The following is a 26,528-nucleotide window of genomic DNA, read 5'->3' as shown; positions in this document are numbered from 1 at the left end:
TATGGGTGCGCCCCGCATTGCCATCTGGAAATTCGCGTCCTGCGACGGGTGCCAGTTGAGCCTTCTCGACTGCGAAGAGGCGTTGCTGGAGCTGGCCGGGGCGGTCCGGATCTCTCACTTCCTGGAGGCAAGCAGCCGCGTGGAGGCGGGGCCCTATGACCTCTCCCTTGTCGAGGGATCGATCACCACTGCGCAGGACGCGGTGCGCATTCGGGAAATCCGGGCAGCCTCGGCCCGGCTCGTCACGATCGGGGCCTGCGCCACGGCGGGCGGGATCCAGGCGCTCCGCGATACGCGCGACCTCGACGCCTTGAAACGCAGCGTCTACCCGGATCCCGCGCTCATCGAGGTTCTGGAACGCTCGACGCCCGTGTCGGATCACGTGGCGGTCGATGCCGAACTGCGGGGGTGCCCGGTGTCCCGTCGGGATCTGCTGGAGCTTGTCGCGGCGAGCCTCGCCGGGCGGCGGCCCGATCTTCCCGATGTCGCGCAATGTGCCGAGTGCAAACGTGCGGGGACCGTTTGCGTCATGGTCGCAACGGGCACCCCCTGCCTCGGACCGGTCACACGGGCCGGGTGCGGCAACCTCTGCCCACGGATCGGGCGGGGCTGCTACGGTTGCTTCGGGCCCGTGGAGGGCGCGAATTGCGCGGCCATGTCCGCGCAATTGCGGGACCTTGGGATGACGGCGGGAGAGATCATGGCACTCTACCGGGGCTTCAACGCTGGCGCCCAGCCATTTGCGGAGGAGGCGGCACGCCATGAGTGAGCGGACCATCACCGTCAATGCACTGGCCCGCGTCGAGGGCGAGGGGGCGTTGCACGTGCGATTGCGCGGCGACGACGTGGAGATCGTCGAGTTCCGGATCTTCGAGCCGCCACGCTTTTTCGAAGGGCTGTTGCAGGGCAGGGAGGCCACCGAGGCGCCCGATATCACCAGCCGGATCTGCGGCATCTGTCCGGTTGCCTACATCACCTCCGCCTGCCAGGCGGTGGAGCAGGCGTGGGGCACCGACATCCCGCCCGAGATCGCCGCCCTGCGACGGCTGATCTATTGTGGCGAATGGATCCAGAGCCATGTCCTGCACGCTGCCATGCTGCATGCGCCGGACTACCTCGGGCTGCGGGACATCATCGAGATCTCGGAGGTCGAACCAGAGCTGGTGACCACGGCCCTGCGGCTCAAGAAACTTGGCAATGACATAATGGAAGTGATCGGTGGCCGTGCCGTCCACCCGGTCAATACCCGGGTTGGCGGCTTCTTCCGGGCGCCGGACAGGGCCGCCATCTCCGCCCTCCTTCCGGAGCTGGAATGGGGGATCGGTGCCGCCCGCACGCTGGCGCTTCGGTTCGCGGAGTTCGACTTTCCCGACGACCGGGGCGATTATACCTTTGTGGCCATGGTCCATCCGCAGGTCTACCCGATCGAAGCCGGTCGGATTGGCTCCAGCCGGGGGCTGGACATACCCGTCAGCGACTTCCACGACCATTTCACAGAGGAGCAGGTGGTCCGCTCGACCGCACTTCACGGACGGATGCGGGATGGCGCGGCCTACCTTGTCGGGCCGCTGGCACGCTACGCCCTGAACCGGGACCATCTTGGCCCAACCGTGTTGAAGACGGCGCAGGATTGCGGGGTGGCAGAGGTCGAATGCAATCCCTTCAGGTCGATCCTCGTCCGCATGCTGGAAGTCCAATATGCCTGCGAAGAAGCACTGCGGCTGGCAGGTGCGTACGTGCCGCCCGACCCGCCCGCAGCGGAGGTGCATCCCCGCGCCGGGATCGGGCAGGGATGCACCGAGGCACCGCGCGGGATCTGCCATCATCGCTACCGGATCGATGCGAAGGGCAGGATCGTCTCCGCCACCATCGTGCCGCCGACGTCGCAGAACCAGCCACAGATCGAAGCCGATCTGAAACGGGTGATCCGGGCCTCGCGGGGGCTCGACGACACCGCCTTGCGATTGCGCTGTGAGCAGGTGATCCGCAACCATGACCCCTGCATCTCTTGTGCGACGCATTTCCTCGACCTGTCGGTGGATCGTGGCTGATCGGCGGCTCGTCATCGGTTTCGGCAATGCCATGCGGCGCGACGATGGCGTCGGTCCCTGGATTGCAACCCGGCTCGCCGACGGCGGCCTGCGTGCACGGGTCTGGTCGGCGGATGGTATGGGCCTGATCTGGATTTTCGGGACAGAAACGAACCTGACGCTGATCGACGCCACCCGAAGCGGGTCCGCCCCGGGCAGCATCGTCCGTTTCGATGCCATCAAGACGTCACTCCCCCGGCCGCTGTTTCACAATTCGACACATGAATTCGGCCTCGCCGAAGCGGTTGAAACGGCCCGGCGGCTGGGCCGCTTGCCCGACCGGCTGGAGGTGATCGGGATCGAGGGGGCGGATTTCACCGCCAGGGCGGGCTTGTCGGCGGAGGTGGCCCGTGCCGCAAGTGCCGTCGTGGCCGAGTTGACTCAGGCCGTCCGCTGACCCGGATTTCCAGTCGGCGCCGGTTGCGATGCCGGGCCGCAAACCCCGCTTCCATGACGCCGATCAACGCGCGCGCGTCGCATCGGCGCTATACTTGAGCCGGGACAGTCGCGTCGATCTTGCGGAGGAGCGACCATGTTCGATACACACGACAACCTGATCTGGTTCGAGGACCTCGGGCGTGACGATGTCGCGACCGTGGGCGGTAAGAATGCATCGCTGGGAGAGATGGTGCGCAGCCTTGGCGAAGAGGGCATTTCCGTCCCGCCGGGCTTTGCGACGACCTCCGAGGCCTACCGGCGGTTCATTCGGAAAAACAACCTTCAGACCTTCCTGACATCCTGCCTCGATGACCTCGCGCGGGAGCGGATCACCTTGCAGGAGGCAGGCAAGCTGATCCGGGCGGAGATCCGGGCCGGCGACTGGCCCACCGAGATTGAGGCCGAGATCCGCGACGCCTATGCCGCGCTCGGGGCGCGGGTCGGCACGGCGGAGCCATCGGTGGCCGTGCGGTCCAGTGCGACGGCGGAGGACCTGCCGGATGCCTCCTTTGCGGGCCAGCAGGAGACCTTCCTCAATGTCCGTGGCGAGGAGGATCTGCTTCGGGCCTGCCGGCACTGCTATGCCTCGCTCTTCACCGACCGGGCGATCTCCTACCGGGAGATCCAGGGGTTCGACCATCTCGCTGTGGCACTGTCGATCGGGGTCCAGCTGATGATCCGCTCCGACATCGGGGGATCGGGCGTGATGTTCAGCCTCGACACGGAAACCGGCTTCGACAAGGTGGTGTTGATCAATGCGGCCTGGGGGCTTGGCGAAAATGTCGTGCAGGGCGCGGTCGATCCAGATGAATACCAGGTCTACAAACCCTTCCTCGACCGTCCCGACCTGACGCCGATCCTGAAGAAGGCGCTTGGGGCCAAGGAGATCAAGATGATCTATGCGGCAGGTGCCGGGGCCCGGACCCGCAACGTGGCCTGCTCCCGCAGGGAGCGCGGGCAATTTGTCCTGTCCGACAGCGAGATCCTCGACCTTGCGCGGATGTCCTGCACCATCGAGGCGCATTATGGCCAGCCGATGGACATGGAATGGGCCCGCGACGGCGACACCGGCAAGCTCTACATCGTTCAGGCGCGTCCGGAGACCGTGCAGTCGCGCGCCGGCGGCGAGGTGCTGAAGTCCTACAAGGTGACGAATGCCGGGGAGAAGCTGCTCGACGGGTTGAGCGTCGGCCTGTCCGTGGCGACCGGCGAGGTCTGCCTGATCGAGACCGCCTCCGATATAGAGCGATTTGTCGATGGCGCGATCCTCGTGACCTCGATAACCGACCCGGACTGGGTGCCTATCATGAAGCGCGCCTCCGCAATAATCACTGATCACGGCGGCCGCACGTCCCACGCAGCCATCGTCAGCCGCGAACTGGGCCTGCCCGCCATCGTCGGCACCGGGGACGCGACCCACATCCTGCATGACGGCCAGATGGTGACGGTCAACTGCGCGGAGGGAGACCGTGGCGCGGTATATGCCGGTGCGGCGGAGGTCGAGGTGGAGGAAACCGTGCTCGACGCGGTGGCCGAAACCCGCACCAGGGTAATGCTGAACCTTGCCAATCCGGGAGCTGCCATGCGCTGGTGGCGGTTGCCTGCGGATGGCGTTGGACTGGCGCGTATGGAGTTCGTGATCAACAACGAGATCAGGGTGCATCCGCTGGCGCTGACCCGCTACGACCAGTTGCAGTTGGAGGAGGACAAGGCCGCGATCGACGTGCTGACACAGGGCTACGCGGATCGCTGTGACTACTTTGTCCAAAGCCTCGCCATGGGCCTCTCCTGCATTGCCGCGCCGTGGTATCCCAACCCCTGCATCGTCCGGATGAGCGACTTCAAGACAAACGAATACGCGGCCCTGCTGGGCGGTCGGCAGTTCGAGCCGGGCGAGGAAAACCCGATGATCGGGTTCCGTGGCGCATCGCGCTACTACTCCGATGCCTACCGCGACGGCTTCGCGCTGGAGTGCCGGGCCATTCGGCGCCTGCGGGAGGAGATGGGCTTCGACAATGTCCTGGTAATGATCCCATTCTGCCGCTCGCCGGAGGAGGCCGACAAGGTGCTGGAGGAGATGGCGAGGCACGGGCTTGTGCGCGGTGAAAACGGCCTCGAGGTCTATGTCATGTGCGAGATCCCCTCCAACGTGATCGTTGCGGAGGCGTTTGCCCGGCGGTTCGACGGCTTCTCCATCGGGTCCAACGACCTGACGCAGCTGACGCTCGGCATCGACCGCGACAACGAAGGGCTGGCCGCTCTCTTCCGGGAGCGTGATCCGGCGGTGCTGTGGATGATCGAGAGCGTGATTGCCCGGGCCCACGCCGCGGGCGCGAAGATCGGGCTTTGCGGTCAGGCGCCTAGCAACGATCCGGACTTCGCACGCTTGCTGGTGGCGGCCGGGATCGATTCGATTTCGGTGACGCCCGATAGCTTCGTCGCGGTGAAAGCCAATGTTCTGGACGCCGAGTCCGGTGATATGGCCGACGGGGCTCAGGGTGCCGTTCTATGAGCAAGGGGCGGTGTACGCTTTGCGTGTCCGGTGCCGTCTTGGTCTGGAGGCCGCAGCCGGTGTCGAGATAGCCACATGTGCCAGCTGCCTCCGGTGGGCGAAGCGCGCGAAACCGCGCGCGGTGTGGTTGCGCTGGCGTTGGCTCCGGGGAGGTAACCTCAAAGGTCGGCTCGTGGCACAGCCCCCGGAATACGACCGCGCCGGCTTGGTGTTCCGGGCGGTGCGGAAGCCATGGCTCGGAGATGCCCACCACCGTTCCCCCGGTCGCCGGAGTTCTCACCCTGCACAAACGCGCCCGGGCTCCGCGCGGTGCGAGGTCGCGTCGCCATGACGCGCTTCCTTCTCTCGGCGCGGAGGCGCAGGGTCGGCCCATGACACAGACACGGCCGCACCATCCGCCCTACCTGAACCGCCACGTCCCGAACCCGCCCTGGATGCTGCCGCGGGCGGAGACCTTGCCGGGGACCGTTCCGTTCGATCCGACCGACTGGCTCTGGGTGCTCGACAGCTACGCCGGGCAGATGGCGGAGCGGGAGCGGCTGCTGGCGGAACAGCCCGAGGCCGTTCTGCAATGCGCGCCAGGCGCAGAGCCTGCTGCGCGGGAACTCTTCGATCTCGTTCTGTCCCATCTCGATTCCCACCCCGGTTTCGAACCCATGGGCAAAAGGATGCGCTGTCCGGACGGACGGTTGGTCGATCTGGATCGCGACCGCCCCCTCCCCACGCTGGGACGGTTGGTGCAGGAGGATTTCTGCATCCTCCAGAAGCCGGAGGGAGGCGCCGAACACCTGCTGACCGCCGCTGTGCTTTGCTTTCCGGCGAGTTGGACGCTGGCGCAAAAGATCGGGCGCCCGATGCTGGCCATTCACGTGCCGGTCGATATCTATGATGACAGGTTGGCGGCACGGGTGCAGCGGCTGCTGGACGGTGTCCAGCCGGGGCGCCCGCTCACACGGTCGAACGCGCTGTTCTACGATGATCCGGCGCTGTTCCAGCCGCGCACGGAGGATGATCCGAGGCCGGTGGGCGGACCCGTTGCGCCCTGGTTCCGCTCCGAACGGCAATGCCTGGTGCGCCTGCCGGAAAGTGGCGCGGTGGCCTTCTCGATCCATACGATGCTGCTGGAGCGCGCTTCAATGTCGGCAGAACAGCTCGCCGTGCTGGAGCGTCGTCACGCGGCCTGATCGGTCGCCACCCGGTGCGTCGGGGATTTCACCGACTTGCCTCCATGCGCTTCGACCACGAGCCGGATCCCGCCGCCATCGGTGCGCCGCACGACGATCCGCTCACCGTCCTCCACCCCGAACGCAGACCCGTCGGCCGGTACATGGCCTCTGGCGCGCAGGAAGGAGACGAAGGCAAGGACTCGGGACATGAGCCAGTCATGTGGCCTCGCGACTGGCGAAATTTCGAGCGCGTGACCGACCAGCGCCTCTGCGCCGACAATCCGAAGGCCCAGCCCGCCCGGGCCGGTCTCCGTCGGTCGCCCGTGCAGGAACAGGGGCAGGGGGAATCGCATGTTGGCGACGGCGGCAAACCGTTCTGGTGTCAGGATCTGTTGCGACTGGTTCCAATGGACCGCCAGGGGCGGGCATGTCTCGGCCATGCGAACGGCGACCTCGTGGCAGGCCAGCATCATCAGGTCCGCGAGATCCTGCCTGTCCTGCTTGCCCAGTTCCGGGCCCGTGCCTGGTGTTTCACCCGGCCGTGGACCCGGCCCGGCGCAGATCTTCACCGAGGCGCGATGCTCTGCCACCAATTCCGCCCAGTCCTCGCCCAGAAGTCGCGGCAGATCGGATGTCAACGCGGCCTCGAAGCGGCGGTCCTGTACCGGAAGGTCGCGCGCCATGACCTGCACATGGATCGTGTCACTGGTCAGCAGGATGCCTCGCGGCGTTTCCCGCAGGCGAAAGTGCACACCGGCGCCGGACAGCCCGTCATTCACCCGCTCCAGCAGCCGCTCGGCTGTGAATGTGGCTGGCCGTGGCAGCAGCAGTGTTGCAGAAACCTGGTTGGACAATGGCATGGAACTCGCCTCGACTGTTCATGTTTGCTCCATGCTGCCGCTGCAATTGGGTCGGAACGTGGCACGACAAAGGAAATGCCGGGCGCGGTCCGCACCGATCCCGCCGGGACGTCGTCCCGGCGCCCGGTCAGTTGAGAGAGCGATCCACCCAGTAGCGTGTGCCAGCGGCCGTGGCCGATGCCTTCCAGCCCTGCGCGGTGAGGTAGAAGATCGCCCTTCCGTCGACCCACTGGAGCCCGAGGCTCGACTTGTCTTCGCCGAACAACGTGCCTGCCTCCGCGGTCGCGTCGTAACCGTTGTGGATGAAGGTCTGGAACTGCACCGCATCCTTGAAGAAGATCACCACCTGGGTCTCGAATCCGCCGATGCCGAGCGACACGCCAACGCCCGCCGTTCCCATGTTCATGTAGGTCCGAGGGCCGGCGTGGGAGACCGCCACACCCCGGCCGCCACCGGCGGCGACGCCGGCCAGCACGACTTTTCGGGTGTCGAAGACGGCATAACCGACGCTCTCGGCAAAGAGTGTGCGGGCTTCGGGGTATTCGGCGAACAGGCGCGCAAGGGTCTCCCCGGACATGGTATCGAGTTCCGCGCGGGTTTCCTCAGGCGTTGCCTCGTTTGTCATCAGGTCGACAGTGGACTTCATGCTCTCCTCCACCCGGTCGCCGACGACGACGGCGCCGTCCTTGAGCACTTCCGCGCCGTCCTGTGCAAGTCCGGCACCGTCCTTCAGTATGTCGGCCCCTTGCTTGAGCCGATCCTTGAGGCCCTGCGCGGCGGCGCCATGGGCCATCGCCGCGGCAAGCGCCACGGCCACGGCGGTCCTTGCGATGCTCATCCCTGTTCTCCTGTTCTTGCCCGTTCGGCGGCATGGAACGCGCGCGCCGCGCAGAGTGCAAGGGGGCAATCGGGTTGGTTGGCCGGCTTGTCCCTAGACACTGCTCAGCAACAGGCTGGTTTCGCTGTTGAGCACGTTGTCGATGGCACGGACCTCCCGCAGGATGCGGTCAAAATCGCTCAGGCTCTCGGCTTGGATCTCGGCCACCAGATCCCAGTTGCCATTGGTGGTGTGCAGCTGTGACAGCTCCGGAATGCCCCGCAACCGGCGTATGACCTCCGTGGTGGAACGGCCGACCACCTCGATCATCATCACCGCGCGGATGACATCGGTCGCGTCCTCGCGGACCCGGACCGTGAATCCCAGGAGCGTGCCAGAGGCGATCATACGATCAATCCGGTTCTGCACCGTCCCACGGGACACCCCGAGGATCTCTGCCAGTTTCGACAGCGGAGCCCGCCCGTCACGGCGCAGGATTGCCACGAGATCCCGATCCAGTTGGTCAAGGATGTGCTTTCCATCCTGGGATTGCGGCATGTTTTTCTCCCATATCGTCAGATATTGCTGACAATATGCTCTATTGGTTTATTGAAATTGTAAAGAACTGACATTTCGGCAGGCTTGTCGCGCGGCTATCCTGTTCTCTCACTTCCAGACCCCGCACGCGCGCAACCGCCAAGAGGCCCCGAACATGTCCTTTGACGATCGTCAGTCCCTGAACCTGGTTCCCTTTGTCTCGGTCGATGACATGATGAATGTCGTGCTCGATATCGGGATCGAGAGCTGCCTGTCGGGCATTGCCGACTACATCGCGCAGGACTTCGCCCGTTGGGAGTTGTTCGACAAGACGCCGCGCGTCGCCGCGCATTCCAGTGTCGGGGTGATCGAGCTGATGCCGACCTCTGACGGAGTGAAATACGCGTTCAAATACGTGAACGGGCACCCGAAGAACACGCGGGAGGGGTTGCAGACGGTGACCGCTTTCGGCGTGTTGTCGGATGTGGATTCGGGATATCCGGTCCTGATTTCCGAAATGACGATCCTGACCGCGCTGCGCACTGCGGCCATGTCGGCGGTCGCGGCCCGCGCCCTTGCGCCGAAGGATGCCGATTGCATGGCAATCATCGGCAACGGGGCACAATCCGAGTTCCAGGCGCTGGCCTTTCAGGCGCTTCTTGGGATCCGAAAGCTGCGCCTATACGACGTCGACCGCACGGCCACGCGCAAATGTGCGGATAACCTCGCGGGTCGTGGCTTCGAGATCGTTGAATGCGCAACACCGGAAGACGCCGTGGAAGGCGCCCAGATCATCACGACCGTCACCGCGGACAAGCAATACGCGACGATCCTGACCGACAACATGGTTGGTGCCGGCGTGCACATCAACGCCATCGGCGGCGATTGCCCCGGCAAGACCGAACTGCACCGGGATATCCTGCTGCGTTCCGACATCTTTGTCGAATACCCACCGCAGACGCGCATCGAGGGCGAGATCCAGCAGCTTGACGAGGACCACCCGGTGACCGAGCTCTGGGAGGTGCTGACCGGCCGGGCGGAGGGTCGGACCTCCGCGCGTCAGGTCACGCTCTTCGACAGCGTGGGTTTCGCGATCGAAGACTTCTCGGCGCTGCGCTGGCTGCGCGACCAGTTGGAACGGACCGGCCGGTATGAAAACCTCGACATGATCGCGGACCCGGACGAGCCGCGCGATCTGTTCGGCATGATCCTGCGGGCCGGGGCCAAGCGGTGAACGCCACGCCGCCGGTGCGCCGTTCGGTCCAGGTGCCGGCGGCGGTGATCCTGATCCGCCCGAACCATTTCTCGCTCAACAGCGAAACGGCACGGGACAACGCTTTCCAGCAGGACACCGGTGGGCGATCACTGGCGGGTCTGGCCGCAGCGGCGCATGGGGAAGTGACCCGCGCGGCACAGACGCTGGAGCAGGCAGGAATCCGGGTGCATGTCTTTGACGACACGCGGGAGGACACACCGGATTCCGTCTTTCCGAACAACTGGTTCTCGACCCATCCGGGGGGCATGTCGCGCTCTACCCGATGTATGCGGAAAGCCGGCGCAAGGAACGGCGCGCCGATGTCATCGAGATGCTGAAGGCCGAATACCGTGTGCAAGATGTGGTGGATTATTCCGGGCTTGAGCGGGACGGGCTGTTCCTCGAAGGCACCGGGGCGATGGTGCTCGACCATATCGAGCGGGTGGCCTATGTCGCCCGATCCAACCGCGCCGATCCGATCCCGTTGGAGCGGTTCTGTTCACATTTCCACTACGAGCCGATGGCGTTCGAGGCCCGCGACACCGCGGGCACGCCGGTCTATCACACCAATGTCCTGATGTGCATTGCGACGGATTTCGTGATCATCGGCTCGGACATGATCGTGGACACAGCGCGGCGCGCGCAAGTCCTGGCGCGGATCGAGGAGTCCGGTCGGCATGTTGTCGAACTCACCAACGAACAGATCGCCGAGTTCGGGGCCAATGCGCTGGAGTTGCAGGGGCGTGAGGGCAGGGTGCTTGCGCTCTCCCGCCGGGCCATGGCGGCCCTGCGACCGGAACAACGCGCCGTGATTGAACGCAGTGTCCGGCTTCTGCCGCTTGATGTGCCCACGATAGAGCTCGCAGGCGGGTCGGTGCGATGCATGTTGGCCGGGGTGCATCTTTCTCGCAGGTGACGTTGGGGAAGACACTGGTACGTGGTACACTGGCCCCTTCACATCAAGGAAAGGGATCGCGATGACCAAGGTTCTGAAATGCGGTGACCTGATGCCCGGATGCGATTTCGAGGCTCGGGCCGAGACCACGGATGAAATCCTTCGGGAGGCCGCCGCGCACGCGAAGGAAGTCCATGGGCTCGACGTGACGCCGGAGCTTGCCGAGCAAGTCAAAGCCAGGATCACCACCGAATAGGCGATTTTAGGGGCTATCCTCGCCGTCGGAATTTGCCAGTATGCACTCCGAATGAACCGGACGAAGGAGACCTGCCGATGCAACGGAAACCACTGCCTCTGGCGGCCATGGCCATCGGATCGCTTGCTCTGATGGGATGCGAATATCCGACGGATCCTGTTTTCCCGAGCGGCGCGCCAGTGGCACCGACGGCGACCACGACGGTGGAAACGGTGGATACGGCAACCCTGCCTGACGCCGGTCAGGCCGGCCGGCTTACAGCCGAGGAGATCGAAACCGGCGAGGAAGGCGAGATGATCACCCTCACCGGTCCGGGCGAGGAGGTGCCCCCGCCGGCGCCGTTGCATGATCCGGGACAGAACTGCCTGATGGCGACAGCGGCCCAGAGTGGCGCTTCGGAATCGGAACTGACCAAGGTCAGCACGGCTGCGGGATCCACGGGAACGACCGTAATGGTCAAGGTTCCGGGCTCCACCCTGCCGTGGCAATGCACGACCGATGCCCGCGGGGTGATCGTCAACGTCGCACCGATGGAATAGGCCTCGCCGTGGCCGCATGACCTGCGGACCGCGACTTCGACCGGAAACGGAGAAGGGCGCCACAAGGGCGCCCTTCGTTTTCTGCACTGTCCCGTGAAATCAGCAGCTGTAGTACAGCTTGAATTCCATCGGGTGCGGGGTGTGCTCGTAGGCGTAGATCTCTTCCCACTTGAGGTCCATGTAGCCCTCGATCTGGTTCGTGGTGAACACGTCGCCGGCGAGCAGGAACTCGTGATCGGCTTCGAGGCTCTCCATCGCTTCGCGCAGGCTGGCGCAGACCGTCGGGATACCGGCCAGCTCTTCGGCGGGCAGGTCGTAGAGGTCCTTGTCCATGGCTTCGCCCGGATCGATCTTGTTCTTGATCCCGTCGAGGCCGGCCATCAGCAGGGCCGAGAAGCAGAGGTAGGGGTTTGCCGCCGGGTCGGGGAAACGGGCCTCGACACGCTTGGCCTTCGGGTTCTCCGCCCACGGGATCCGCACGCAGCCAGAGCGGTTGCGAGCAGAATAGGCGCGCAGGACCGGGGCTTCGAAGCCGGGGATCAGGCGCTTGTAGGAGTTGGTCGACGGGTTGGTGAAGGCATTGAGCGTCTTGGCGTGCTTCAGGATGCCGCCGATGTACCACAGGGCCTCATCGGACAGGTCGGCATACTTGTCACCGGCAAAGAGCGGCTTGCCGTCCTTGAAGATCGACATGTTGACGTGCATGCCCGTGCCGTTGTCGCCAGCGATCGGCTTCGGCATGAAGGTCGCCGACTTGCCATAGGCGTGCGCCACGTTGTGGATGACGTACTTGTACTTCTGCAGTTCGTCCGCCTGGTGGGTGAGCGATCCGAAGATCAGGCCAAGTTCGTGCTGGCACGACGCCACCTCGTGGTGGTGCTTGTCGACCTTCATGCCCATGCGCTTCATGGTGGAGAGCATCTCGGAGCGCAGGTCCTGGGCATCGTCGATCGGGTTCACGGGGAAATAGCCGCCTTTGACGCCCGGACGGTGGCCCATGTTGCCCATCTCGTACTCGGTGTCGGTGTTCCAGGACGCGTCGACCGCGTCGATCTCGTAGGACACCTTGTTCATGTCGACCTTGAAGCGGACGTCGTCGAACAGGAAAAACTCGGCTTCCGGACCGAAGTAGGACACGTCGCCGATACCGGAGGACTTCAGGTAGGCCTCGGCCTTCTCGGCGGTGCCGCGCGGGTCGCGGTCATAATGCTCGCCGGTGTCCGGCTCGACGACCGAGCAATGCACGGCCAGCGTCTTTTCGGCATAAAACGGATCCAGGTAGGCGGAGCCGGTGTCGGGCATCAGCTTCATGTCGGATTCGTCGATGGATTTCCAACCGGCGATGGAGGAGCCGTCGAACATGAAGCCCTCTTCCAGGAAATCCTCGTCGACCTGGTCGGCCATCACGGTGACGTGCTGAAGCTTGCCACGCGGGTCGGTGAAACGGACGTCGACGTATTCGACTTCATCGTCCTTGATGGTCTGAAGAACAGTTTCTTTGCTCATGTGACCTTGGTTCCTCTGTCAGTGTACTAGTGGTGGTGTCCTGTGGAAGACGGGCTCAGAGTGCCTCGTCGCCGTCTTCGCCTGTGCGGATGCGGATCGCCTGTTCGACGCTGGAAACGAAGATCTTCCCATCGCCTATCTTGTCGGTCTTGGCGGCGGCCGTGATCGCCTCGATCGCGATGTCGAGCTGGTCGTCGGGAAGGACGACCTCGATCTTTACCTTGGGCAGGAAGTCGACGACATATTCGGCGCCACGGTAGAGCTCCGTATGTCCCTTTTGCCGCCCGAAACCCTTGACCTCGATCACGCTCAGCCCTTGCACGCCGACGTCCTGGAGCGCTTCCTTGACGTCATCGAGCTTGAAAGGTTTGATGATGGCTTCGATTTTTTTCATGGTGGCGGCCGACTCCCCTTGATCCGTCCCGGTAATCGCAGAGACCATCTACACGGCACCGGAACAATTCAAGAGCGGACGAGCGGTGATAGCCGTGAGTCGTTTCCGGTGCATGAGGTGAAAATCCGTGCAAGTTGCCTGCAAATTGGGCGCTATGAGAACAGGAAGAGCTGGAATTCATGACCGACCTGCTGACATCTGCCCAAATGCGCGCCATCGAACAGGCTGCTTTCGATAGCGGCGAGGTGACCGGCGCCGAACTCATGGAACGGGCCGGGCAGGGTGTCGTCGACGCCGTGTTCGAGGTCTTTCCCAAGTTGCAGGACAGCCGCCCGGTGGCGCTTGTGCTGTGCGGGCCGGGCAACAACGGGGGTGACGGTTTCGTCATCGCGCGCCTCCTGTCAGAACGCGGCTGGCGCACGGAATGCTACCTTTACGGCGATCCGGCACGGTTGCCGCCCGACGCGAAGGCCAACCACGACCGCTGGGCGGGCATGGGCACGGTGGTGCCGTTCGGGGACTGGCGGTTTTCGCTGCGCTGGGGGTACGGGGACGCGGAAGAAACGCCCAGCCTGATCGTCGACGCGCTGTTCGGAACCGGATTGACGCGGCCGCTCGCCGACGACCTAGACAAGGCGCTGCGAGAACTGGACACCCGGTTTCCGGAAGGGACCGTGCGGCGGGTCGCCGTCGACGCGCCCTCCGGTCTGTGCATGGATTCGGGGCGCCCCATCGATCCCGACCACGATGGCGAGCTCCCGTCACGGCAGGATCTGACAATCTCCTTTCACCGTCTGAAACGCGGCCATGTGCTCGCCAACGGACCGGAGTGGTGTGGTCAGGTTCGGGTGGCCGATATCGGTCTCGATCAGGGCGCGCTGCGGCTGGCGCGGGAGCGGCTGCGCGAAGACCTGTCGGACATGGCGGCGCTCGCGAAACCGGATATCTACTTTCTGCGCAAGGGCGGGGAGGAATACCCGATCGCGCACAAGTACGATTATGGCCACGCGCTCGTTCTGTCTGGCGGGCCGGGGCGCAGCGGCGCCGCGCGGCTGGCCGCGCGGGCGGCCCTGCGGGTCGGGGCCGGGCTGGTCAGCGTCGCGGCACCGGGCACGGCGATGGCCGAATGTGCGGCGCACCTGACCTCGGTTATGCTCAGGCGCTGCAACGGCGCATCCGACCTCGGGGTTCTGTTGGAGGATGACCGGCTGAACGCGCTCTGCCTTGGCCCGGGGCTCGGCCTCGGAGCGGCGACGCGGGACATGGTGGTAACGGCGCTGGGGAGCCGGCGGCGCTGCGTGCTGGATGCCGATGCGCTGACGTCTTTCGCCGACCAGCCGCCGACGCTTTTCGCGCATCTGCATTCCAAGGTCGTGCTGACGCCGCATACGGGCGAGTTCGCGCGCCTGTTTCCCGACATCTGGGAGCGCCTGTCGCGGCAACCGGAGCGCGGACCGGCGTACTCCAGGATCGAGGCGGCGCAGGAGGCGGCGGCGCGGGCAGGGTGCACGGTGTTGCTCAAGGGGCCGGACAGCGTGATTGCGGAACCGGGAGGACGGGCGCTGGTCCATGCCGCCAGCTACGATCGTGCCGCGCCGTGGCTCGCGACCGCTGGATCCGGGGACGTTCTTGCAGGGATGATCACCGGCCTTCTGGCCCGTGGGTTCTGGCCAGTCCGGGCCGTGGAATCCGCCACATGGATGCATGTCGAGGCCGCGCGAAGCTTTGGACCCGGGTTGATCGCCGAGGACCTCCCAGAGGCGCTGCCCGGTGTGCTTTCCTCGCTCGGGGCCTGAACCGGCGCCGCTGGCCGGTGCGCCTCGTCCGTCACCACATCTTGTCGCGGGCGTGGTCCTCGTACCCGGTGTCGTAGGATTCGGCGTCAAAGCCTTCGTCCACGGCCTTCAGGAACTCCCCGGCGGTCGGGACCCTGCTGCCCGTGTCTCCTGACGTCCAGAGCGCCGACCGCATGAGCGCCTTGGCACATTGGAAATAGGCCTCCCGGACCTTCACGACGACGATGGATCGCGGTTGCTTTCCGTTGTGTTCGAATCTCTCCAGCAGCCCCGGGTCAGTCGTGACGAAGGCGGAGCCGTTGACCCGCACGACGTTGTTGCTGCCCGGCACGAGGAACATCAGGCTCACCCTCGGGTCGCGGACGATATTGCGCAGCGAGTCGATCCGGTTGTTGCCGCGCCAGTCGGGCAGCAGCAGGGTCCGCTGGTCCGCGACTCGCAGAACCGGCCCGATGTCGCCGCGCGGGCTGGCATCGGTGCCCTCGGGGCCGACGGTGGACAGGACGACGAACCGGGAGCTTTCGATCCACTTGCGATAGAGCGGAGTGATCCGGTCGACGACCTTGGTCAGCGATGTCGGTATGGCGTCGCCATAGATCGCTTCGAGATCCTCTGTCGCGGTGACGCGCGGCAGGCGGTCAGCAAGGGAGCCCTCCGGGGTGGTATCACCCGGCAGGTCGGTCTTTTCGCCCGCCTTGATGCGGTTCCAGAGGCTGTCCATATCGTCGAGGCTGGCCTGCTGCGGACTGGAGCCGTTCGCGTGAAGGGCATCTTCGACCGCTCTGAATCGGCGGACAAATTTCGCGTTGGTTCGCCGCAAGGCCTGTTCGGGATCGACACCAAGGTGACGCGCAAGGTTGGCCAGCACGAACAACATGTCCCCCATCTCGTCCTCGATGGCGTCATGATCGCCTGTGGCCGCAGCCTCCGCGAGTTCCTCTGCCTCTTCTCGGATCTTGTCGAGAACGAGATCCGCATTGTCCCAGTCAAATCCAACCCTTGCGGCGCGTTTTTGAAGCTTGTAGGCGCGCAGAAGGGCCGGCAGGCCGAGGGCCACGCCGTCGAGCACGCGCGCCTCTCCCTTGGCGGCGCGTTCCTTCGCCTTCTGAACCTCCCAGTCGCGCGTTTGCTGCTCCGCGCTCTTGTCCCGGTACTCGTTGCCGAAGACATGGGGATGGCGGTCGACCATCTTGTCGGAGATCCCGTCGGCGATCTCCGCGAAGGTAAAGCGGCCCTCCTCGGCGCCCATCTGCGAGAAGTAGACAACCTGGAGCAGCAGGTCGCCCAGCTCGCCCTTCAACTCGCCCCAGGCTTCCCGCTCGATGGCATCGGCGACCTCGTAGGCTTCCTCGATCGTGTAGGGGGCGATGGTGTCCCAGGTCTGTTCGATATCCCATGGGCAGCCGGTCTCGGGATCGCGCAGCCGGGCCATGATTTCGAGCAGCCGCGGCATGCCGCCATTCGGATCGTGGATCAGGGAATCGGACATGGTCATGGCTCCGGCGCAGGTCTAGGCTTGTCTCCGATTAGGACCATCCCGGGAGACAAGTCCATGCCAGTTCTCAATCGTATCGCAGGCTATGCCGCGGAAATGACCGAGTGGCGCCGCTGGCTGCATCGCAATCCCGAGCTGGGATTCGACCTTCCGAAGACCTCGGCCTTCGTGGCAGAGCGGCTGCGCGAGATCGGCGTCGACGAGGTGCACGAAGGGATCGCGCAGACCGGCATTGTGGCGATCATTCGTGGCCAGGGGGACGGGCCGTGCATCGGTCTGCGCGCCGACATGGACGCCCTGCCGATCCAGGAGGAGACCGGGGCGGACCACGCCAGCGAAACCGAGGGCCGTATGCACGCCTGTGGCCATGACGGCCACACGACCATGCTCCTTGGCGCGGCGAAATACCTGGCGGAGACGCGACGGTTCGCTGGCACGGTTGCCCTGATTTTCCAGCCAGCCGAGGAGCTTGGCGGCGGCGGTCAGGTCATGTGCGAGGAGGGCATCATGGACCGCTTCGGTATTGGCGAGGTCTACGGGCTTCACAACACGCCCGATGCGGAGGTTGGGGTTTTCGGGACCCGAAGCGGGCCGCTGTTGGCAGCGGTGGACGAGTTCGCCATCGACATCAAGGGGGTGGGCGGCCATGCGGCATGGCCGCATGAGGCGGTGGATCCGCTGGCCGCCGCGGTGCAGGTCGCCTCGGCACTCAATACCATCCTGGCACGGAATGTGCCGCCACTGGATCGGGTGGTCGTCTCCGTGACCCAGATCCTAGGCGGGACCGCACACAACGTGATCCCCGCGAGTTGCTTCGTCGGTGGCACGGTTCGCAGCTTCCGGAAGGAGGCGCAGGAGCTTGTCAGGCGCCGGATCGGGGAGATCTGCAACGGGATCGCGCAGGCGATGAACGTGGAGATCGAGGTCACCTACGAGGTGGGCTACCCGGCGACGGTGAATCACGAGGCGCAGACCGCATTTGCGGCGGAAGTGGCGCGGGAAGTTGTCGGTCCCGAAAAGGTCGATGCGGCCCGCCCGCCAGAGATGGGGGCGGAGGATTTCTCCTACATGCTGGAAGCGCGGCCCGGGGCGTTCCTGTTCCTGGGGCAGGGAATCGGGCCGATGTGCCACCATCCGGAGTTCGATTTCAACGACGAGGCGGCGCCGATCGGGGCAAGTTTCTTTGCCCGCCTCGTGGAGCGTGCCCTACCGCTCGCGTGAACCGGGGGCTCCCGCCGGTTTGGGCCGTCCTGGCGGACTACAAAAAACCGTTGGGCCGGGCCGGGCCGCGCCTTGCGGCGCGGCGGCGCGCGGGATCGGTGCCGCGAAAAGGGTCGGGCGGAGCGATTGCCGTTGCGAGTCCCGCGGGTTTATGGATCAAGGGGAGCGAATGGGGCCTCGGGTGAGTTTGCAAGCACACGCCGGGTCCTTGGGCCACCTGTCGGGGCGTGATGCGACGGCAATCCCGGGCAAAAAGGGGAGAAGACCAATGGCGTTGGAAGATGCAAAGAACGAGGTGGATCTCGCGTTCACGCGCAAGGATCTGCGTGGGTTGGCGAGCGAAAACACCTTCGGAGGCGCGACCTCCTTCCTGCGGCGGCGCTATACCAAGGACCTAGCCGGGGTTGACCTGGCCGTCACCGGTGTCCCCTTCGACCAGGCGGTCACGAACCGCCCGGGGACCCGGCTGGGGCCAAGGGCCATTCGGGAGGCGAGTACCTTGCAGCCCATTGATCCGCCCTATGGCTGGGGGTTCGATCCGCTCTCTGAGTTCGCGGTGGTGGATTACGGCGACCTTGCCTTCGACTATGCCATGGTCCCGGCGTTCCCGGCGGCGCTGAAGGACCACATCGGCGGCATCCTGGATGCGGGCGCCGCGAGCCTTGTGCTGGGCGGTGACCACTACATCACCTTTCCGATCCTGCAGGCCTATGCCGAGCGGTTCGGACCGATGTCGCTGGTGCAGTTCGACGCTCATTCCGACACCTGGCCTGACGATGACATGGACCGGATCGATCACGGCACGATGTTCTACAAGGCGGTGAAGATGGGGATCGTGGATCCCGCACGTTCCGTCCAGATCGGGATACGCACCACCAATGAGGACACGCTGGGTGTGCATACGATCGATGCGCGCAGCGTGCATGAGGCCGCCCCCGGCGAGGTCGCGGCGCGGGTGAAGGAGATCGTCGGTGACAGCCCGGTTTACCTGACCTTCGACATCGATGCGCTTGATCCGGCATTCGCGCCCGGCACCGGGACTCCGGTCTGGGGCGGGTTGGCCTCCTGGCAGGCGGCGGCGATCCTGCGGGACCTGGCCGGGATCAACATGATCGGCGGTGACGTGGTCGAGGTCTCCCCGCCGTTCGATACCAGTGGGGCGACTGCGATTGCCGGGGCCCATGTCGCGACGGAACTCCTGTGCCTGTGGTGCTGGACGCGGCGGCAGGCAGGCCGGTAACTGAGGCAGGGTATCCCAACGCGCATACGACCACAGAGAGTGTCTGGGCAGGGCATTGGCCGTAGCCGGCTGTCCGAAGGCACCCATTGCCGTCAGCGCCGGGAGAGCGGAGACGCGACTCATTCGAGGAGCGAGCAATCCCGATCCCGGCGTCACGCGGCCCGTGTCTGGCAACTGAGGAACGTCCGGTAAGCTATTCAAATAAATTGTATTTGCTTCTTGCCTGCGAGCTTTCATCGCCGCGGTAGGTTTGACCAATCTGACCAGATCCCACGCCAAAGGCGCTTATGGGTGGCGATTGCCGCTGTCGTGTGTGGGGCCACGGGGCGCAGGCGTCGCAACCCTGCAGCTTCTGCTGGCGGTCGATTTGCAGGTCCTCTCCGCGGTTGTGTCTCTGGCAACGGGGATTTCCCGGCAAAGACGGTCAGCGCCGCCGGGGTCACCGATTCCTGCCGTGATGCCGGGGTCTCCGTCACGTAGCCAGTATAGGATCCGGGGCTATGGACCGCCTCGGATCAGACGTTGGTGCCGGGCGGCACGCAGGCGACATGCTGTTTGATCGCCACCGTAGGGGAACACATGAGCCAGGCAAATCGGGGTCGCTGGCGGGCTTTGCGGTCAGCATTGGAGCAACCGTCCAATACCGGCCAAAAAAGTTACTCTGAGCGTTTTCTGCGGTCCTGACATCGTTCGCGGCGTCTGAATGCCGACGTCAATGATGGATACGTGCACCACGTTGGTTGGAAATTGGCCGGCCAGAGGTGGTCACTCCCATTCCGGCCCGGCCGACGCCTCTGGCGATGGACTCAGGTGTCGCGCGCTTCCGACGCGTGCCCGGCTGAACCAAATGCGACGGGTCAAAACGTCCGGGGCCGCTCGTCTTCCTGCGCCACGCTCTGTAGCCTGGAACTCATGCATCCTTCGCTGACCTCACGCCACATCGGGTTGTTGAGGGACATTTCGCAGCGCGCCATGAACATGCGTCCGTCGACATGCAGGCAGATCATCTCGCCCAGTTCCACGCGACTGCCGGTGGAGTCGGTGCAGTAACAGTCGATAACCTTGCCTGCGGGTGTCTTTACGTCTGCGACAGCAGGTGGCGTGAGCAGTGCCGCGAAAAAAACCGTTATCCAGCGCATTCCTGAATCCTAGCATGGTCTGTGCTCTTGACCAAACCTGCTCTTTGCGGCAGGCAGCCGGCATGGTTCCCGAGGACAGACTGGACGAGATCGCCGCACGCTTCGAGTTTCTGGAAGCGAAGATGGCAGGTGGTGCCGAGGCAAGCGAGATCGCACGCCTCGCCAAGGAATATGCCGATCTGAAGCCCGTTGTGGCCGAAATCGCCGCGTGGAAGCAATGCCTTGCCGATATCGCGGAGGCGGAGGCAATGCTGGACGATCCGGAGATGAAGGCACTGGCGGAGGAGGAGCTACCGGTCCTCCGTGAACGCCTGCCCGGGCATGAGCAGGCCCTGCGGATGGCGCTGCTTCCCAAGGATGCCGCCGATGCCCGCCCGGCGATGATCGAGATCCGGCCGGGAACGGGCGGCGAGGAGGCGGCGCTTTTTGCCGGTGATCTTTTGCGCATGTACCAGCGCCATGCGGAGGCGCAGGGCTGGAAGTTCGACGTCATCGAGGCGCAGGAAACCGAGCTGGGTGGGATCAAGGAAGCGGTGATTCACGTGCAGGGCGAGGGTGTCTTTGCCCGGCTGAAGTACGAATCCGGCGTTCACCGCGTGCAGCGCGTGCCTGAAACGGAATCGGGTGGGCGTATCCATACCTCCGCCGCGACCGTCGCGGTGCTTCCGGAGGCGGAGGAGGTGGACATCGCCATCCCGTCCACGGATCTGCGGATCGATACGATGCGCGCCAGCGGTGCCGGCGGCCAGCACGTCAATACCACCGACTCGGCCGTCCGGATCACCCACCTTCCGAGCGGGATCGTCGTCACCAGTTCCGAGAAATCCCAGCATCGCAACCGCGAGATCGCCATGCAGGTGTTGCGCGCGCGGCTCTACGATATCGAGCGGCAGAAGGCCGACGCGGAGCGGGCCGCCGATCGCCGGAGCCAGGTCGGCTCCGGGGACCGGTCAGAGCGCATCCGAACCTACAACTTCCCGCAGGGCCGCATGACGGACCACCGGATCAACCTGACCCTCTACAAGCTTGATCAGGTGATGCAGGGGGACTTGTCGGAGGTGATCGACGCGTTGGTTGCGGACGACCAGGCCCGGAAGCTGGCCGAGCTGGGCACGTGAGCACAATCGCGGCGGCGGTCGCGGAGGCGCAGTTGCGGCTGCGCGCGGCCGGGATCGACACCCCGGAGCGGGATGCCCGCCGGTTGGTGGCCTTCGCCGCCGGGATCGCACCCGATCGCCTGTCCCTTGCCATGCGGGATCCGTTCGAGGCGGAGGCGGCGCTGGAGCGGGCGTTGAAGGCGCGGGAGCGACGACAGCCCGTGTCGCAGATTGTCGGCGAACGGCTGTTCTGGGGGCGCCGGTTCGAGGTCACGCCAGACGTTCTGGACCCGCGGCCCGAGACCGAGGACCTGATTGCGCATGCCTTGCAGGAACCGTTCGAAAGGGTCCTGGATCTTGGAACAGGTTCGGGCTGTATCCTTCTGACATTGCTGGTGGAACGTCCGTCGGCCCAAGGCGTCGGTACGGATCTTTCAGGGGCTGCGCTCGCGGTGGCGCGGCGCAATGCCGAGCGGCTCGGCATTGCCGCAACGTTTCAGAAGTCGGACTGGTACGGCGCCGTGGAAGGGGGCTTCGACCTGATGGTCTCCAACCCGCCCTACATCGCCGCCGCGGAAATGACGGACCTCGCGCCGGAGACGCGTGACTGGGAGCCGCGCATGGCGCTGACCGACGAGGCCTGCGGGCTCACGGCCTATCGCTCCATTGCGGCCGGGATCACCGCGCATCTTGTCCCCGGCGGCCGGGTTCTGGTCGAGATCGGCCCCACCCAGGGCGAGGCTGTTGCCGGCCTGTTCGGGGAGGCCGGGCTTGAGAACATCACCGTCCACCCAGATTTCGACGGGCGCGACAGAGTGGTCGCTGCACGCCGTCCAACGGCCAAATCGTAGCCTTTTAGGCACGATTCCGCGCCCGAACGCCCCAAAATGGCGTGAGTTACCGGTTTTTGACTTGTCACCGGCGGTATCCCATGATTATCAGACAGTGTACGGAGCGACGGGCAGCAGCCCCCCGTACGAGCAACCACAACAACGCGGACCATGCGACGGGATTTTTCTTCCCGCTGTCAGGGACACAAGGTCCGGCTCACCGCAACAAGGCGGATCAAAGAAACCAATGAGATCATCAAAGTCACGTTCGCGTTCCAAGTCGAACCGTCAGAGGTCGGTAGGGAACATTGTCAACCGGGTCTTCGATTCTTCCGGTCCGGAAGGCAAGGTGCGTGGCACCCCGCAGCAGATTATCGACAAGTACACCCAGCTTGCCCGCGATGCGACGCTTGGCAACGACCGTGTAGCCGCCGAGAACTTCCAGCAGCATGCCGAGCACTACACGCGAATGCTGGGCGAGGCGCAGCGGGAACAGGAAGCCCGTCGCGAGCAGCAGGAACAGCAGAACCGCGAGCGTCAGCGGGAACGTCACTCCGACAATCAGCAGAATGCGAACCGTGGCGGCGGAGGTGGCGGTCAGGATCAACAGCCGCGGCCGCAGCAGCAGCCCCAGCATCAGCCGCCGGCGGAAGCATTGCAGGCGGTCGATCCGGCGCAGAGCGAGCAGCCTGACCTGATCGAAGACACGATGACAAGCGCGCCCCAGCCGGACCTTGTCGGTCTTGAGAGTGCGCCCGCTGCCGATGCCGGTCTGGTGGAAACCCCTGAGACCGCGCCGAAACCGAAAGCCAGGTCGCCCCGTGTGCGCAAACCGCGTGCGCCGAAGCCCGACGCACCGGCAGCCGCTTCCACGGACGGCGAATCCGCCGATGCCCCGGCCGCTCCCGCTCCGAAGAAACGCACCCGCAAGGCGCCTGCCAAAAAAGCGGAAGACGCCCCGGTAGAGGGCGGCGAGGGGCCTTCGGAAGCCGCCGAGTAACCTGAAACGATTACGCCCCGGCAGGCGCCGGGGACGTCATTGGCGGCATCGTCTGCGCTGTCGGGCTATCGTGCCGCCAGCGCCCGGGCGAGTGCCGCGAACCCGGCGATATCGACGCGTTCGGCCTTCTCTGTCGGGGCAAGGCCAGCGTCGGACAGCAACGCCTCGATAATCCCCCCAACCTCTTCAATGCGGAGCGCAGCATCGGCCCGCACAATGGGGCTATCGTGCCGCCAGCGCCCGGGCGAGTGCCGCGAACCCGGCGATATCGACGCGTTCGGCCCTCTCTGTCGGGGCAAGGCCTGCGTCGGACAGCAATCCCTCGACATCGCCGCCCAGCCCCTTCAATGCGGAGCGCAGCATCTTGCGTCGCTGGTTGAAGGCCATGGCGACGACCCGGCTCAACACCTCCGGATCGGCCGGATGGAGCGGTTCGGGGCGCGGTCGCAGATGGACCACCGCGGAACTGACCTTGGGCGGCGGTGTGAAGGCCTCCGGGGGCAGCCGCAGGGCAATCCGCGCCTCGCATCGCCATTGGGCGAGCACGGCCAGCCTGCCGTAGGCCTTCGAGCCCGGCGTGGCGACGATCCGCTCCGCGACCTCTTTCTGAAACATCAGCGTCAGCGAGGCCCAGTAGGGCGGCCAGTTTGCGGGCGTCAGCCAGCGGACCAGCAATTCCGTGCCCACGTTGTAGGGCAGGTTGGCCACGACGTGGATCGGCGCCTGCAGATGCGAGAGCGGATTAATGTCGAGCGCATCCCCTTCGACGACGTCCAGCCGCTCCGGGTAGGCCGCGGCGATTTCGGCCAGCGCGGGCAGGCAGCGCGCGTCTTTCTCGATCGCTAGGACCCGGCCCGCGCCTTCGGCCAGCAGCCCGCGGGTCAAGCCGCCGGGACCCGGTCCGACCTCGAGCACAGACGCTGACGAAAGGTCGCCCGGGATCCGTGCGATCCGCGACGTCAGGTTCAGGTCGAGCAGGAAATTCTGACCCAGCGATTTCTTCGCCGCCAGTTCATGGGTTGCGATGACCTCTCGCAGGGGGGGAAGCCCGTCAATAGCCACGGCCAGGGTCCTTTGTCATTTGGGCATTGCCGCCCGCGCCGGGGGGCGCTGCGCATTCGGGGTCGGACTGGCCCACGGCCCGTGATGTGCCCACACGTCCGCTCACGCTTCGGCCCGCGCCTGCGCCATCCGGACGGCCATTCGCAGCGCCTCCACCGTCGAGCGGATATCCGCGATTCCCTTTCCGGCTATGTCGAAGGCGGTGCCGTGATCGGGCGAGGTGCGAATGAATGGCAACCCCAGCGTCACGTTCACGCCGCGCGCGAAGTCCAGCGTCTTGATCGGGATCAGCGCCTGATCGTGGTACATGCAGAGCGCCGCATCGTAGCGGGCCCGGGCTTCGGGGTGGAACATCGTGTCGGCGGGCAGGGGGCCGGACAGGGCGAACCCCTCGGCGCAGAGCCGCTCCAGCAGGGGCGCGATCATCTCGCCTTCCTGCCGGCCCATGGTTCCGCCCTCGCCGGCATGGGGGTTCAGTCCCGCCACGGCAAGGCGCGGATGTGCGATACCGAAATCCCGCGCCATCGCCCGCGCCGTGATGCGGATCGTCTCGGACAGCAGGTCCTCCGTCAGGGCTGCGGGGACGTCTTCCAGCGCAATATGGATCGTAACGGGCACGACCCGCAAGGCATCGCAGGCGAGCATCATCACCACGCGCTCCACCCCCGCCAGCGCGGCGAGGTATTCGGTGTGACCGGGATAGGCGAACCCCGCGCCGTCCTTGAGCGCCTTCTTGTTGATGGGGGCGGTGACGATCGCGCCGGCGGCGCCGGTTCTGGCCAGGTCCACCGCCCGTGCGATGACCTCGATCACACCGGCGGCGTTGGCGGGGTCCGGGGTTCCCGGAACCGCAGGCTTCGGGAATGGTGTCGGCAGCACGGGCAGGCCGTCACGGGCCGCCTCTGGCGCCTCCGCCGGGCGCGCGATCTCCACGATCCCGGTGCCGGGTGGCAAATGCGCCGGATCGCCGATCCAGGCAAATGGCAGGCTTGCGCCGTGTTCGGCATGAATGCGGGCCGCGATCTCCGGGCCGACGCCGGAGGGTTCGCCGCAGGTCATCACCGGTGGCAACACCGCCGAAAGCGTCGGGGAAGGCTCTGCCATCACGGGTACCGGATGATCGCGTCGGCTTTCAGCTGCTCAAGGTAACCTTCGCCGTAGGAGGCAACGCGCTGCCCGACGAGGCTGCGCCGGACGTCCTCCCGGTCGGGCGCTTCCTCGAAGTTCTCCGTCCGGCTGCACAACATCAGCATGACCAGCGATCCGGCCTGGCTGGTGCTGGTCGAGATCTCTCCTGGATCCAGCTTTGCCAACTGGAGGGCGATGCTCTGCGGAACCTGCGACACGGGCAGTGTGTGGAACTCCAGCCGTTCGGGCTGCTGCCCCTGGTTCACCGCGTAGAGGTCCTCGCAGGTGTCGACGCGGTTTCTCACCTCCCGCGCCTCGCGCGCGGCAGCCTCTGTCCCGGCGCCGGGGATCAGGTAGCGCGCATATTCCAGCGTCACGTTCGTGGCCTCGGCGAAGCCCGTCTCCCGCAACTCGATCAACTGGAACAAGGCGATCGCATTGCCGCCTGTCAGCGGTTCGGCAATCTGCCCGGGCGCAAGCGTCAGGATCTGCGCCCGCAGTGGCGGTGGCAGTTCGGTGAGGGGCAGGGCGCGTGGCATGCGCCCACCGCTTGCCGCGCTCGTGGCGGCGGAATACTGGCGTGCGGCGGCGGCGAAGGCGCCAGGCGTGCTGATGGTCTCGGTCAGTTGCTCTGCGAGCGCCTGGGATCGCTCAAGCTCTTCCTGGTTGCGGGCCGGCAGGATGATTTCCGCCAGCAACGCCTCGGCGCCACCACGACGGGAGGTCAGCGCCAGCGCCCGGTCGACCTCCGCGTCGGTGACCTGGGTGCGCGGCCCGAACCGCGTCTGCACCACGCGGCGCCACAGCAGGCCCGCCTCGACAAAATCCCGGAAGGTTTCGGAGGTGACACCGTCAGCAGCCAGCATGCTGGTGAAGGTCTCCGCGTCCATGTCTGCGCGCCCTGCGAACTCCTCCATGCCGCTGAGGATTTCGTCGGGATCGAGTACGATGCCCATTTCCGCCGCGGCCTGCTGGCGCAGCCTGTCTTCTATCAGGGCCTTGAGCGCCTCTTCCTCGATGTCACCGGGGGCCCGGAAAAGACGCATCATCGTGATCCGCTGTTCCAGCTCGAAACGGGTGATCGTGCTGTCGTTGACCTTGGCCACGGGGGCAAAGAGGTTCGATTGCGCCCGGCTTTCGGTGCCGAGGCCAACCCAGCCCGCAAACACCGCAACCGCCACCAGAAGTCTGACCACCATCGCCATTCGTTCCTGCACTTCCTGCCGTTCGCCCCGGATCCTGTCCGAAGCCCTTG

Annotated in this window: 25 protein-coding genes and 2 pseudogenes; 15 read left to right on the top strand and 12 right to left on the bottom strand. The window is 65.4% G+C overall.

Annotation, left to right across the window (positions count from 1 at the left end):
• The first annotated feature begins 1 nt into the window (after window position 1).
• The 5 genes from CLV78_RS04870 to CLV78_RS04850 all read left to right on the top strand — a co-directional run bounded on the left by CLV78_RS04870 (window position 2) and on the right by CLV78_RS04850 (window position 6,224).
• A complete protein-coding gene (locus CLV78_RS04870) occupies window positions 2-769 on the top strand; it encodes an NADH-quinone oxidoreductase subunit B family protein (protein WP_106203595.1) in 768 nt (255 codons plus the stop codon).
• Window positions 762-2,051: a Ni/Fe hydrogenase subunit alpha gene (locus tag CLV78_RS04865; RefSeq protein WP_106203594.1), complete on the top strand. Its 1,290-nt coding sequence runs from the start codon at window positions 762-764 to the stop codon at window positions 2,049-2,051. Before CLV78_RS04870 ends, CLV78_RS04865 begins: the two co-directional genes overlap by 8 nt.
• Window positions 1,993-2,487 (top strand): hydrogenase maturation protease, encoded by a 495-nt coding sequence (locus tag CLV78_RS04860; RefSeq protein ID WP_106203593.1) that lies wholly within the window; start codon window positions 1,993-1,995, stop codon window positions 2,485-2,487. Before CLV78_RS04865 ends, CLV78_RS04860 begins: the two co-directional genes overlap by 59 nt.
• Before the next feature lie 135 nt (window positions 2,488-2,622).
• The gene (gene ppsA / locus CLV78_RS04855; protein ID WP_106203592.1) at window positions 2,623-5,040 is read left to right on the top strand and encodes a phosphoenolpyruvate synthase; all 2,418 of its coding nucleotides are present in this window, start codon (window positions 2,623-2,625) and stop codon (window positions 5,038-5,040) included.
• Between the two features lie 371 nt (window positions 5,041-5,411).
• The gene (locus tag CLV78_RS04850; RefSeq protein WP_245924831.1) at window positions 5,412-6,224 is read left to right on the top strand and encodes a heme-dependent oxidative N-demethylase family protein; all 813 of its coding nucleotides are present in this window, start codon (window positions 5,412-5,414) and stop codon (window positions 6,222-6,224) included.
• On the opposite strand, the gene CLV78_RS04845 is transcribed toward CLV78_RS04850, so the two are convergent.
• The 3 genes from CLV78_RS04845 to CLV78_RS04835 form a co-directional block, all read right to left on the bottom strand.
• Window positions 6,212-7,066, bottom strand: coding sequence for a hypothetical protein (locus CLV78_RS04845; protein WP_106203591.1), 855 nt, complete (start codon window positions 7,064-7,066; stop codon window positions 6,212-6,214). The genes CLV78_RS04850 and CLV78_RS04845 overlap by 13 nt on opposite strands.
• Window positions 7,067-7,193: 127 nt before the next feature.
• Window positions 7,194-7,904: a lipid-binding SYLF domain-containing protein gene (locus CLV78_RS04840; protein WP_106203590.1), complete on the bottom strand. Its 711-nt coding sequence runs from the start codon at window positions 7,902-7,904 to the stop codon at window positions 7,194-7,196.
• Between the two features lie 93 nt (window positions 7,905-7,997).
• Window positions 7,998-8,441, bottom strand: coding sequence for an Lrp/AsnC family transcriptional regulator (locus tag CLV78_RS04835; protein ID WP_106203589.1), 444 nt, complete (start codon window positions 8,439-8,441; stop codon window positions 7,998-8,000).
• A 154-nt stretch (window positions 8,442-8,595) separates the two neighbouring features.
• Here CLV78_RS04835 and CLV78_RS04830 point away from each other — a divergent pair, with 154 nt between their 5' ends.
• The 4 genes and pseudogenes from CLV78_RS04830 to CLV78_RS04815 all read left to right on the top strand — a co-directional run bounded on the left by CLV78_RS04830 (window position 8,596) and on the right by CLV78_RS04815 (window position 11,365).
• Complete coding sequence (locus tag CLV78_RS04830; RefSeq protein ID WP_106203588.1) at window positions 8,596-9,654, top strand: ornithine cyclodeaminase; 1,059 nt, start codon at window positions 8,596-8,598, stop codon at window positions 9,652-9,654.
• Between the two features lie 14 nt (window positions 9,655-9,668).
• A pseudogene (ctlX, locus tag CLV78_RS04825) lies at window positions 9,669-10,591 on the top strand (citrulline utilization hydrolase CtlX).
• A gap of 61 nt (window positions 10,592-10,652) precedes the next feature.
• Window positions 10,653-10,826 carry a DUF1059 domain-containing protein gene (locus CLV78_RS04820; RefSeq protein ID WP_106203587.1) on the top strand — a complete coding sequence of 58 codons (174 nt, stop codon included), beginning with the start codon at window positions 10,653-10,655 and terminating at the stop codon, window positions 10,824-10,826.
• Window positions 10,827-10,903: 77 nt separating this feature from the next.
• Complete coding sequence (locus CLV78_RS04815) at window positions 10,904-11,365, top strand: hypothetical protein (protein WP_106203586.1); 462 nt, start codon at window positions 10,904-10,906, stop codon at window positions 11,363-11,365.
• A gap of 99 nt (window positions 11,366-11,464) precedes the next feature.
• Here CLV78_RS04815 and glnA read toward each other — a convergent pair whose 3' ends face one another.
• Together glnA and CLV78_RS04805 are read right to left on the bottom strand one after the other, a co-directional pair.
• The gene (gene glnA, locus CLV78_RS04810) at window positions 11,465-12,871 is read right to left on the bottom strand and encodes a type I glutamate--ammonia ligase (RefSeq protein WP_106203585.1); all 1,407 of its coding nucleotides are present in this window, start codon (window positions 12,869-12,871) and stop codon (window positions 11,465-11,467) included.
• A gap of 55 nt (window positions 12,872-12,926) precedes the next feature.
• Window positions 12,927-13,265 carry a P-II family nitrogen regulator gene (locus CLV78_RS04805; RefSeq protein WP_106203776.1) on the bottom strand — a complete coding sequence of 113 codons (339 nt, stop codon included), beginning with the start codon at window positions 13,263-13,265 and terminating at the stop codon, window positions 12,927-12,929.
• 179 nt (window positions 13,266-13,444) lie between these two features.
• Between CLV78_RS04805 and CLV78_RS04800 the strand changes: the two genes are divergently transcribed.
• Window positions 13,445-15,061, top strand: a complete 1,617-nt coding sequence (locus CLV78_RS04800) for an NAD(P)H-hydrate dehydratase (RefSeq protein ID WP_106203584.1) — start codon at window positions 13,445-13,447, stop codon at window positions 15,059-15,061.
• Between the two features lie 31 nt (window positions 15,062-15,092).
• Here CLV78_RS04800 and CLV78_RS24425 read toward each other — a convergent pair whose 3' ends face one another.
• Both CLV78_RS24425 and mazG read right to left on the bottom strand, forming a co-directional pair.
• On the bottom strand, window positions 15,093-15,695 hold the full coding sequence (locus CLV78_RS24425; RefSeq protein WP_281261132.1) for a pyridoxamine 5'-phosphate oxidase family protein: 603 nt from the start codon (window positions 15,693-15,695) through the stop codon (window positions 15,093-15,095).
• A 48-nt stretch (window positions 15,696-15,743) separates the two neighbouring features.
• A pseudogene (gene mazG, locus CLV78_RS24420) lies at window positions 15,744-16,550 on the bottom strand (nucleoside triphosphate pyrophosphohydrolase); the annotation flags it as partial.
• A 63-nt stretch (window positions 16,551-16,613) separates the two neighbouring features.
• On the opposite strand from mazG, the gene CLV78_RS04790 reads away from it, so the two are divergent.
• The gene (locus tag CLV78_RS04790; RefSeq protein WP_106203583.1) at window positions 16,614-17,777 is read left to right on the top strand and encodes a M20 aminoacylase family protein; all 1,164 of its coding nucleotides are present in this window, start codon (window positions 16,614-16,616) and stop codon (window positions 17,775-17,777) included.
• Between the two features lie 268 nt (window positions 17,778-18,045).
• Window positions 18,046-19,017, top strand: coding sequence for an agmatinase (gene speB / locus CLV78_RS04785; protein ID WP_106203582.1), 972 nt, complete (start codon window positions 18,046-18,048; stop codon window positions 19,015-19,017).
• 857 nt (window positions 19,018-19,874) lie between these two features.
• On the opposite strand, the gene CLV78_RS04780 is transcribed toward speB, so the two are convergent.
• Complete coding sequence (locus CLV78_RS04780; protein ID WP_106203581.1) at window positions 19,875-20,156, bottom strand: hypothetical protein; 282 nt, start codon at window positions 20,154-20,156, stop codon at window positions 19,875-19,877.
• Between the two features lie 62 nt (window positions 20,157-20,218).
• Between CLV78_RS04780 and prfA the strand changes: the two genes are divergently transcribed.
• The 3 genes from prfA (at window position 20,219) to CLV78_RS04765 (ending at window position 23,083) form a co-directional block, all read left to right on the top strand.
• Window positions 20,219-21,274 carry a peptide chain release factor 1 gene (gene prfA, locus CLV78_RS04775; protein WP_106203580.1) on the top strand — a complete coding sequence of 352 codons (1,056 nt, stop codon included), beginning with the start codon at window positions 20,219-20,221 and terminating at the stop codon, window positions 21,272-21,274.
• Window positions 21,271-22,104, top strand: a complete 834-nt coding sequence (prmC, locus tag CLV78_RS04770) for a peptide chain release factor N(5)-glutamine methyltransferase (RefSeq protein WP_245924830.1) — start codon at window positions 21,271-21,273, stop codon at window positions 22,102-22,104. Before prfA ends, prmC begins: the two co-directional genes overlap by 4 nt.
• Window positions 22,105-22,330: 226 nt before the next feature.
• Window positions 22,331-23,083 carry a DUF4167 domain-containing protein gene (locus CLV78_RS04765; protein ID WP_106203579.1) on the top strand — a complete coding sequence of 251 codons (753 nt, stop codon included), beginning with the start codon at window positions 22,331-22,333 and terminating at the stop codon, window positions 23,081-23,083.
• A gap of 65 nt (window positions 23,084-23,148) precedes the next feature.
• Here the strand turns inward: CLV78_RS04765 and CLV78_RS23780 are convergent, their stop codons facing one another.
• The 4 genes from CLV78_RS23780 to CLV78_RS04750 all read right to left on the bottom strand — a co-directional run bounded on the left by CLV78_RS23780 (window position 23,149) and on the right by CLV78_RS04750 (window position 26,490).
• The gene (locus tag CLV78_RS23780) at window positions 23,149-23,298 is read right to left on the bottom strand and encodes a hypothetical protein (RefSeq protein WP_158263425.1); all 150 of its coding nucleotides are present in this window, start codon (window positions 23,296-23,298) and stop codon (window positions 23,149-23,151) included.
• Between the two features lie 7 nt (window positions 23,299-23,305).
• Window positions 23,306-24,151 carry a 16S rRNA (adenine(1518)-N(6)/adenine(1519)-N(6))-dimethyltransferase RsmA gene (gene rsmA / locus CLV78_RS04760; RefSeq protein ID WP_106203578.1) on the bottom strand — a complete coding sequence of 282 codons (846 nt, stop codon included), beginning with the start codon at window positions 24,149-24,151 and terminating at the stop codon, window positions 23,306-23,308.
• Window positions 24,152-24,247: 96 nt separating this feature from the next.
• Window positions 24,248-25,249 carry a 4-hydroxythreonine-4-phosphate dehydrogenase PdxA gene (gene pdxA, locus CLV78_RS04755; RefSeq protein WP_106203577.1) on the bottom strand — a complete coding sequence of 334 codons (1,002 nt, stop codon included), beginning with the start codon at window positions 25,247-25,249 and terminating at the stop codon, window positions 24,248-24,250.
• Window positions 25,249-26,490 (bottom strand): SurA N-terminal domain-containing protein, encoded by a 1,242-nt coding sequence (locus tag CLV78_RS04750; protein WP_281261125.1) that lies wholly within the window; start codon window positions 26,488-26,490, stop codon window positions 25,249-25,251. The genes pdxA and CLV78_RS04750 overlap by 1 nt, the downstream gene beginning before the upstream one ends.
• Between the last annotated feature and the right edge of the window lie 38 nt (window positions 26,491-26,528).

Origin of the sequence: Aliiruegeria haliotis, assembly GCF_003003255.1 — a bacterium.
In the GTDB taxonomy this organism is placed as follows: domain Bacteria; phylum Pseudomonadota; class Alphaproteobacteria; order Rhodobacterales; family Rhodobacteraceae; genus Tropicimonas; species Tropicimonas haliotis.
Note: the sequence above shows the minus strand (reverse complement) of the source record. Positions and strands in the feature narration are given on the sequence as shown.

What these genes read in the sequence shown, in the direction of transcription:
- CLV78_RS04805 (WP_106203776.1), bottom strand. Translation starts at nt 13,265, where the DNA reads ATGAAAAAAATCGAAGCCATCATCAAACCTTTCAAGCTCGATGACGTC.
- glnA (WP_106203585.1), bottom strand. Translation starts at nt 12,871, where the DNA reads ATGAGCAAAGAAACTGTTCTTCAGACCATCAAGGACGATGAAGTCGAA.
- ppsA (WP_106203592.1), top strand. Translation starts at nt 2,623, where the DNA reads ATGTTCGATACACACGACAACCTGATCTGGTTCGAGGACCTCGGGCGT.
- CLV78_RS04850 (WP_245924831.1), top strand. Translation starts at nt 5,412, where the DNA reads ATGACACAGACACGGCCGCACCATCCGCCCTACCTGAACCGCCACGTC.
- CLV78_RS04835 (WP_106203589.1), bottom strand. Translation starts at nt 8,441, where the DNA reads ATGCCGCAATCCCAGGATGGAAAGCACATCCTTGACCAACTGGATCGG.
- CLV78_RS04790 (WP_106203583.1), top strand. Translation starts at nt 16,614, where the DNA reads ATGCCAGTTCTCAATCGTATCGCAGGCTATGCCGCGGAAATGACCGAG.
- CLV78_RS04820 (WP_106203587.1), top strand. Translation starts at nt 10,653, where the DNA reads ATGACCAAGGTTCTGAAATGCGGTGACCTGATGCCCGGATGCGATTTC.
- CLV78_RS04840 (WP_106203590.1), bottom strand. Translation starts at nt 7,904, where the DNA reads ATGAGCATCGCAAGGACCGCCGTGGCCGTGGCGCTTGCCGCGGCGATG.
- CLV78_RS04815 (WP_106203586.1), top strand. Translation starts at nt 10,904, where the DNA reads ATGCAACGGAAACCACTGCCTCTGGCGGCCATGGCCATCGGATCGCTT.
- CLV78_RS04765 (WP_106203579.1), top strand. Translation starts at nt 22,331, where the DNA reads ATGAGATCATCAAAGTCACGTTCGCGTTCCAAGTCGAACCGTCAGAGG.
- CLV78_RS04800 (WP_106203584.1), top strand. Translation starts at nt 13,445, where the DNA reads ATGACCGACCTGCTGACATCTGCCCAAATGCGCGCCATCGAACAGGCT.
- CLV78_RS04845 (WP_106203591.1), bottom strand. Translation starts at nt 7,066, where the DNA reads ATGCCATTGTCCAACCAGGTTTCTGCAACACTGCTGCTGCCACGGCCA.
- speB (WP_106203582.1), top strand. Translation starts at nt 18,046, where the DNA reads ATGGCGTTGGAAGATGCAAAGAACGAGGTGGATCTCGCGTTCACGCGC.
- CLV78_RS04780 (WP_106203581.1), bottom strand. Translation starts at nt 20,156, where the DNA reads ATGCGCTGGATAACGGTTTTTTTCGCGGCACTGCTCACGCCACCTGCT.
- CLV78_RS04860 (WP_106203593.1), top strand. Translation starts at nt 1,993, where the DNA reads ATGACCCCTGCATCTCTTGTGCGACGCATTTCCTCGACCTGTCGGTGG.
- CLV78_RS04830 (WP_106203588.1), top strand. Translation starts at nt 8,596, where the DNA reads ATGTCCTTTGACGATCGTCAGTCCCTGAACCTGGTTCCCTTTGTCTCG.
- CLV78_RS04870 (WP_106203595.1), top strand. Translation starts at nt 2, where the DNA reads ATGGGTGCGCCCCGCATTGCCATCTGGAAATTCGCGTCCTGCGACGGG.
- prfA (WP_106203580.1), top strand. Translation starts at nt 20,219, where the DNA reads ATGGTTCCCGAGGACAGACTGGACGAGATCGCCGCACGCTTCGAGTTT.
- pdxA (WP_106203577.1), bottom strand. Translation starts at nt 25,249, where the DNA reads ATGGCAGAGCCTTCCCCGACGCTTTCGGCGGTGTTGCCACCGGTGATG.
- CLV78_RS04865 (WP_106203594.1), top strand. Translation starts at nt 762, where the DNA reads ATGAGTGAGCGGACCATCACCGTCAATGCACTGGCCCGCGTCGAGGGC.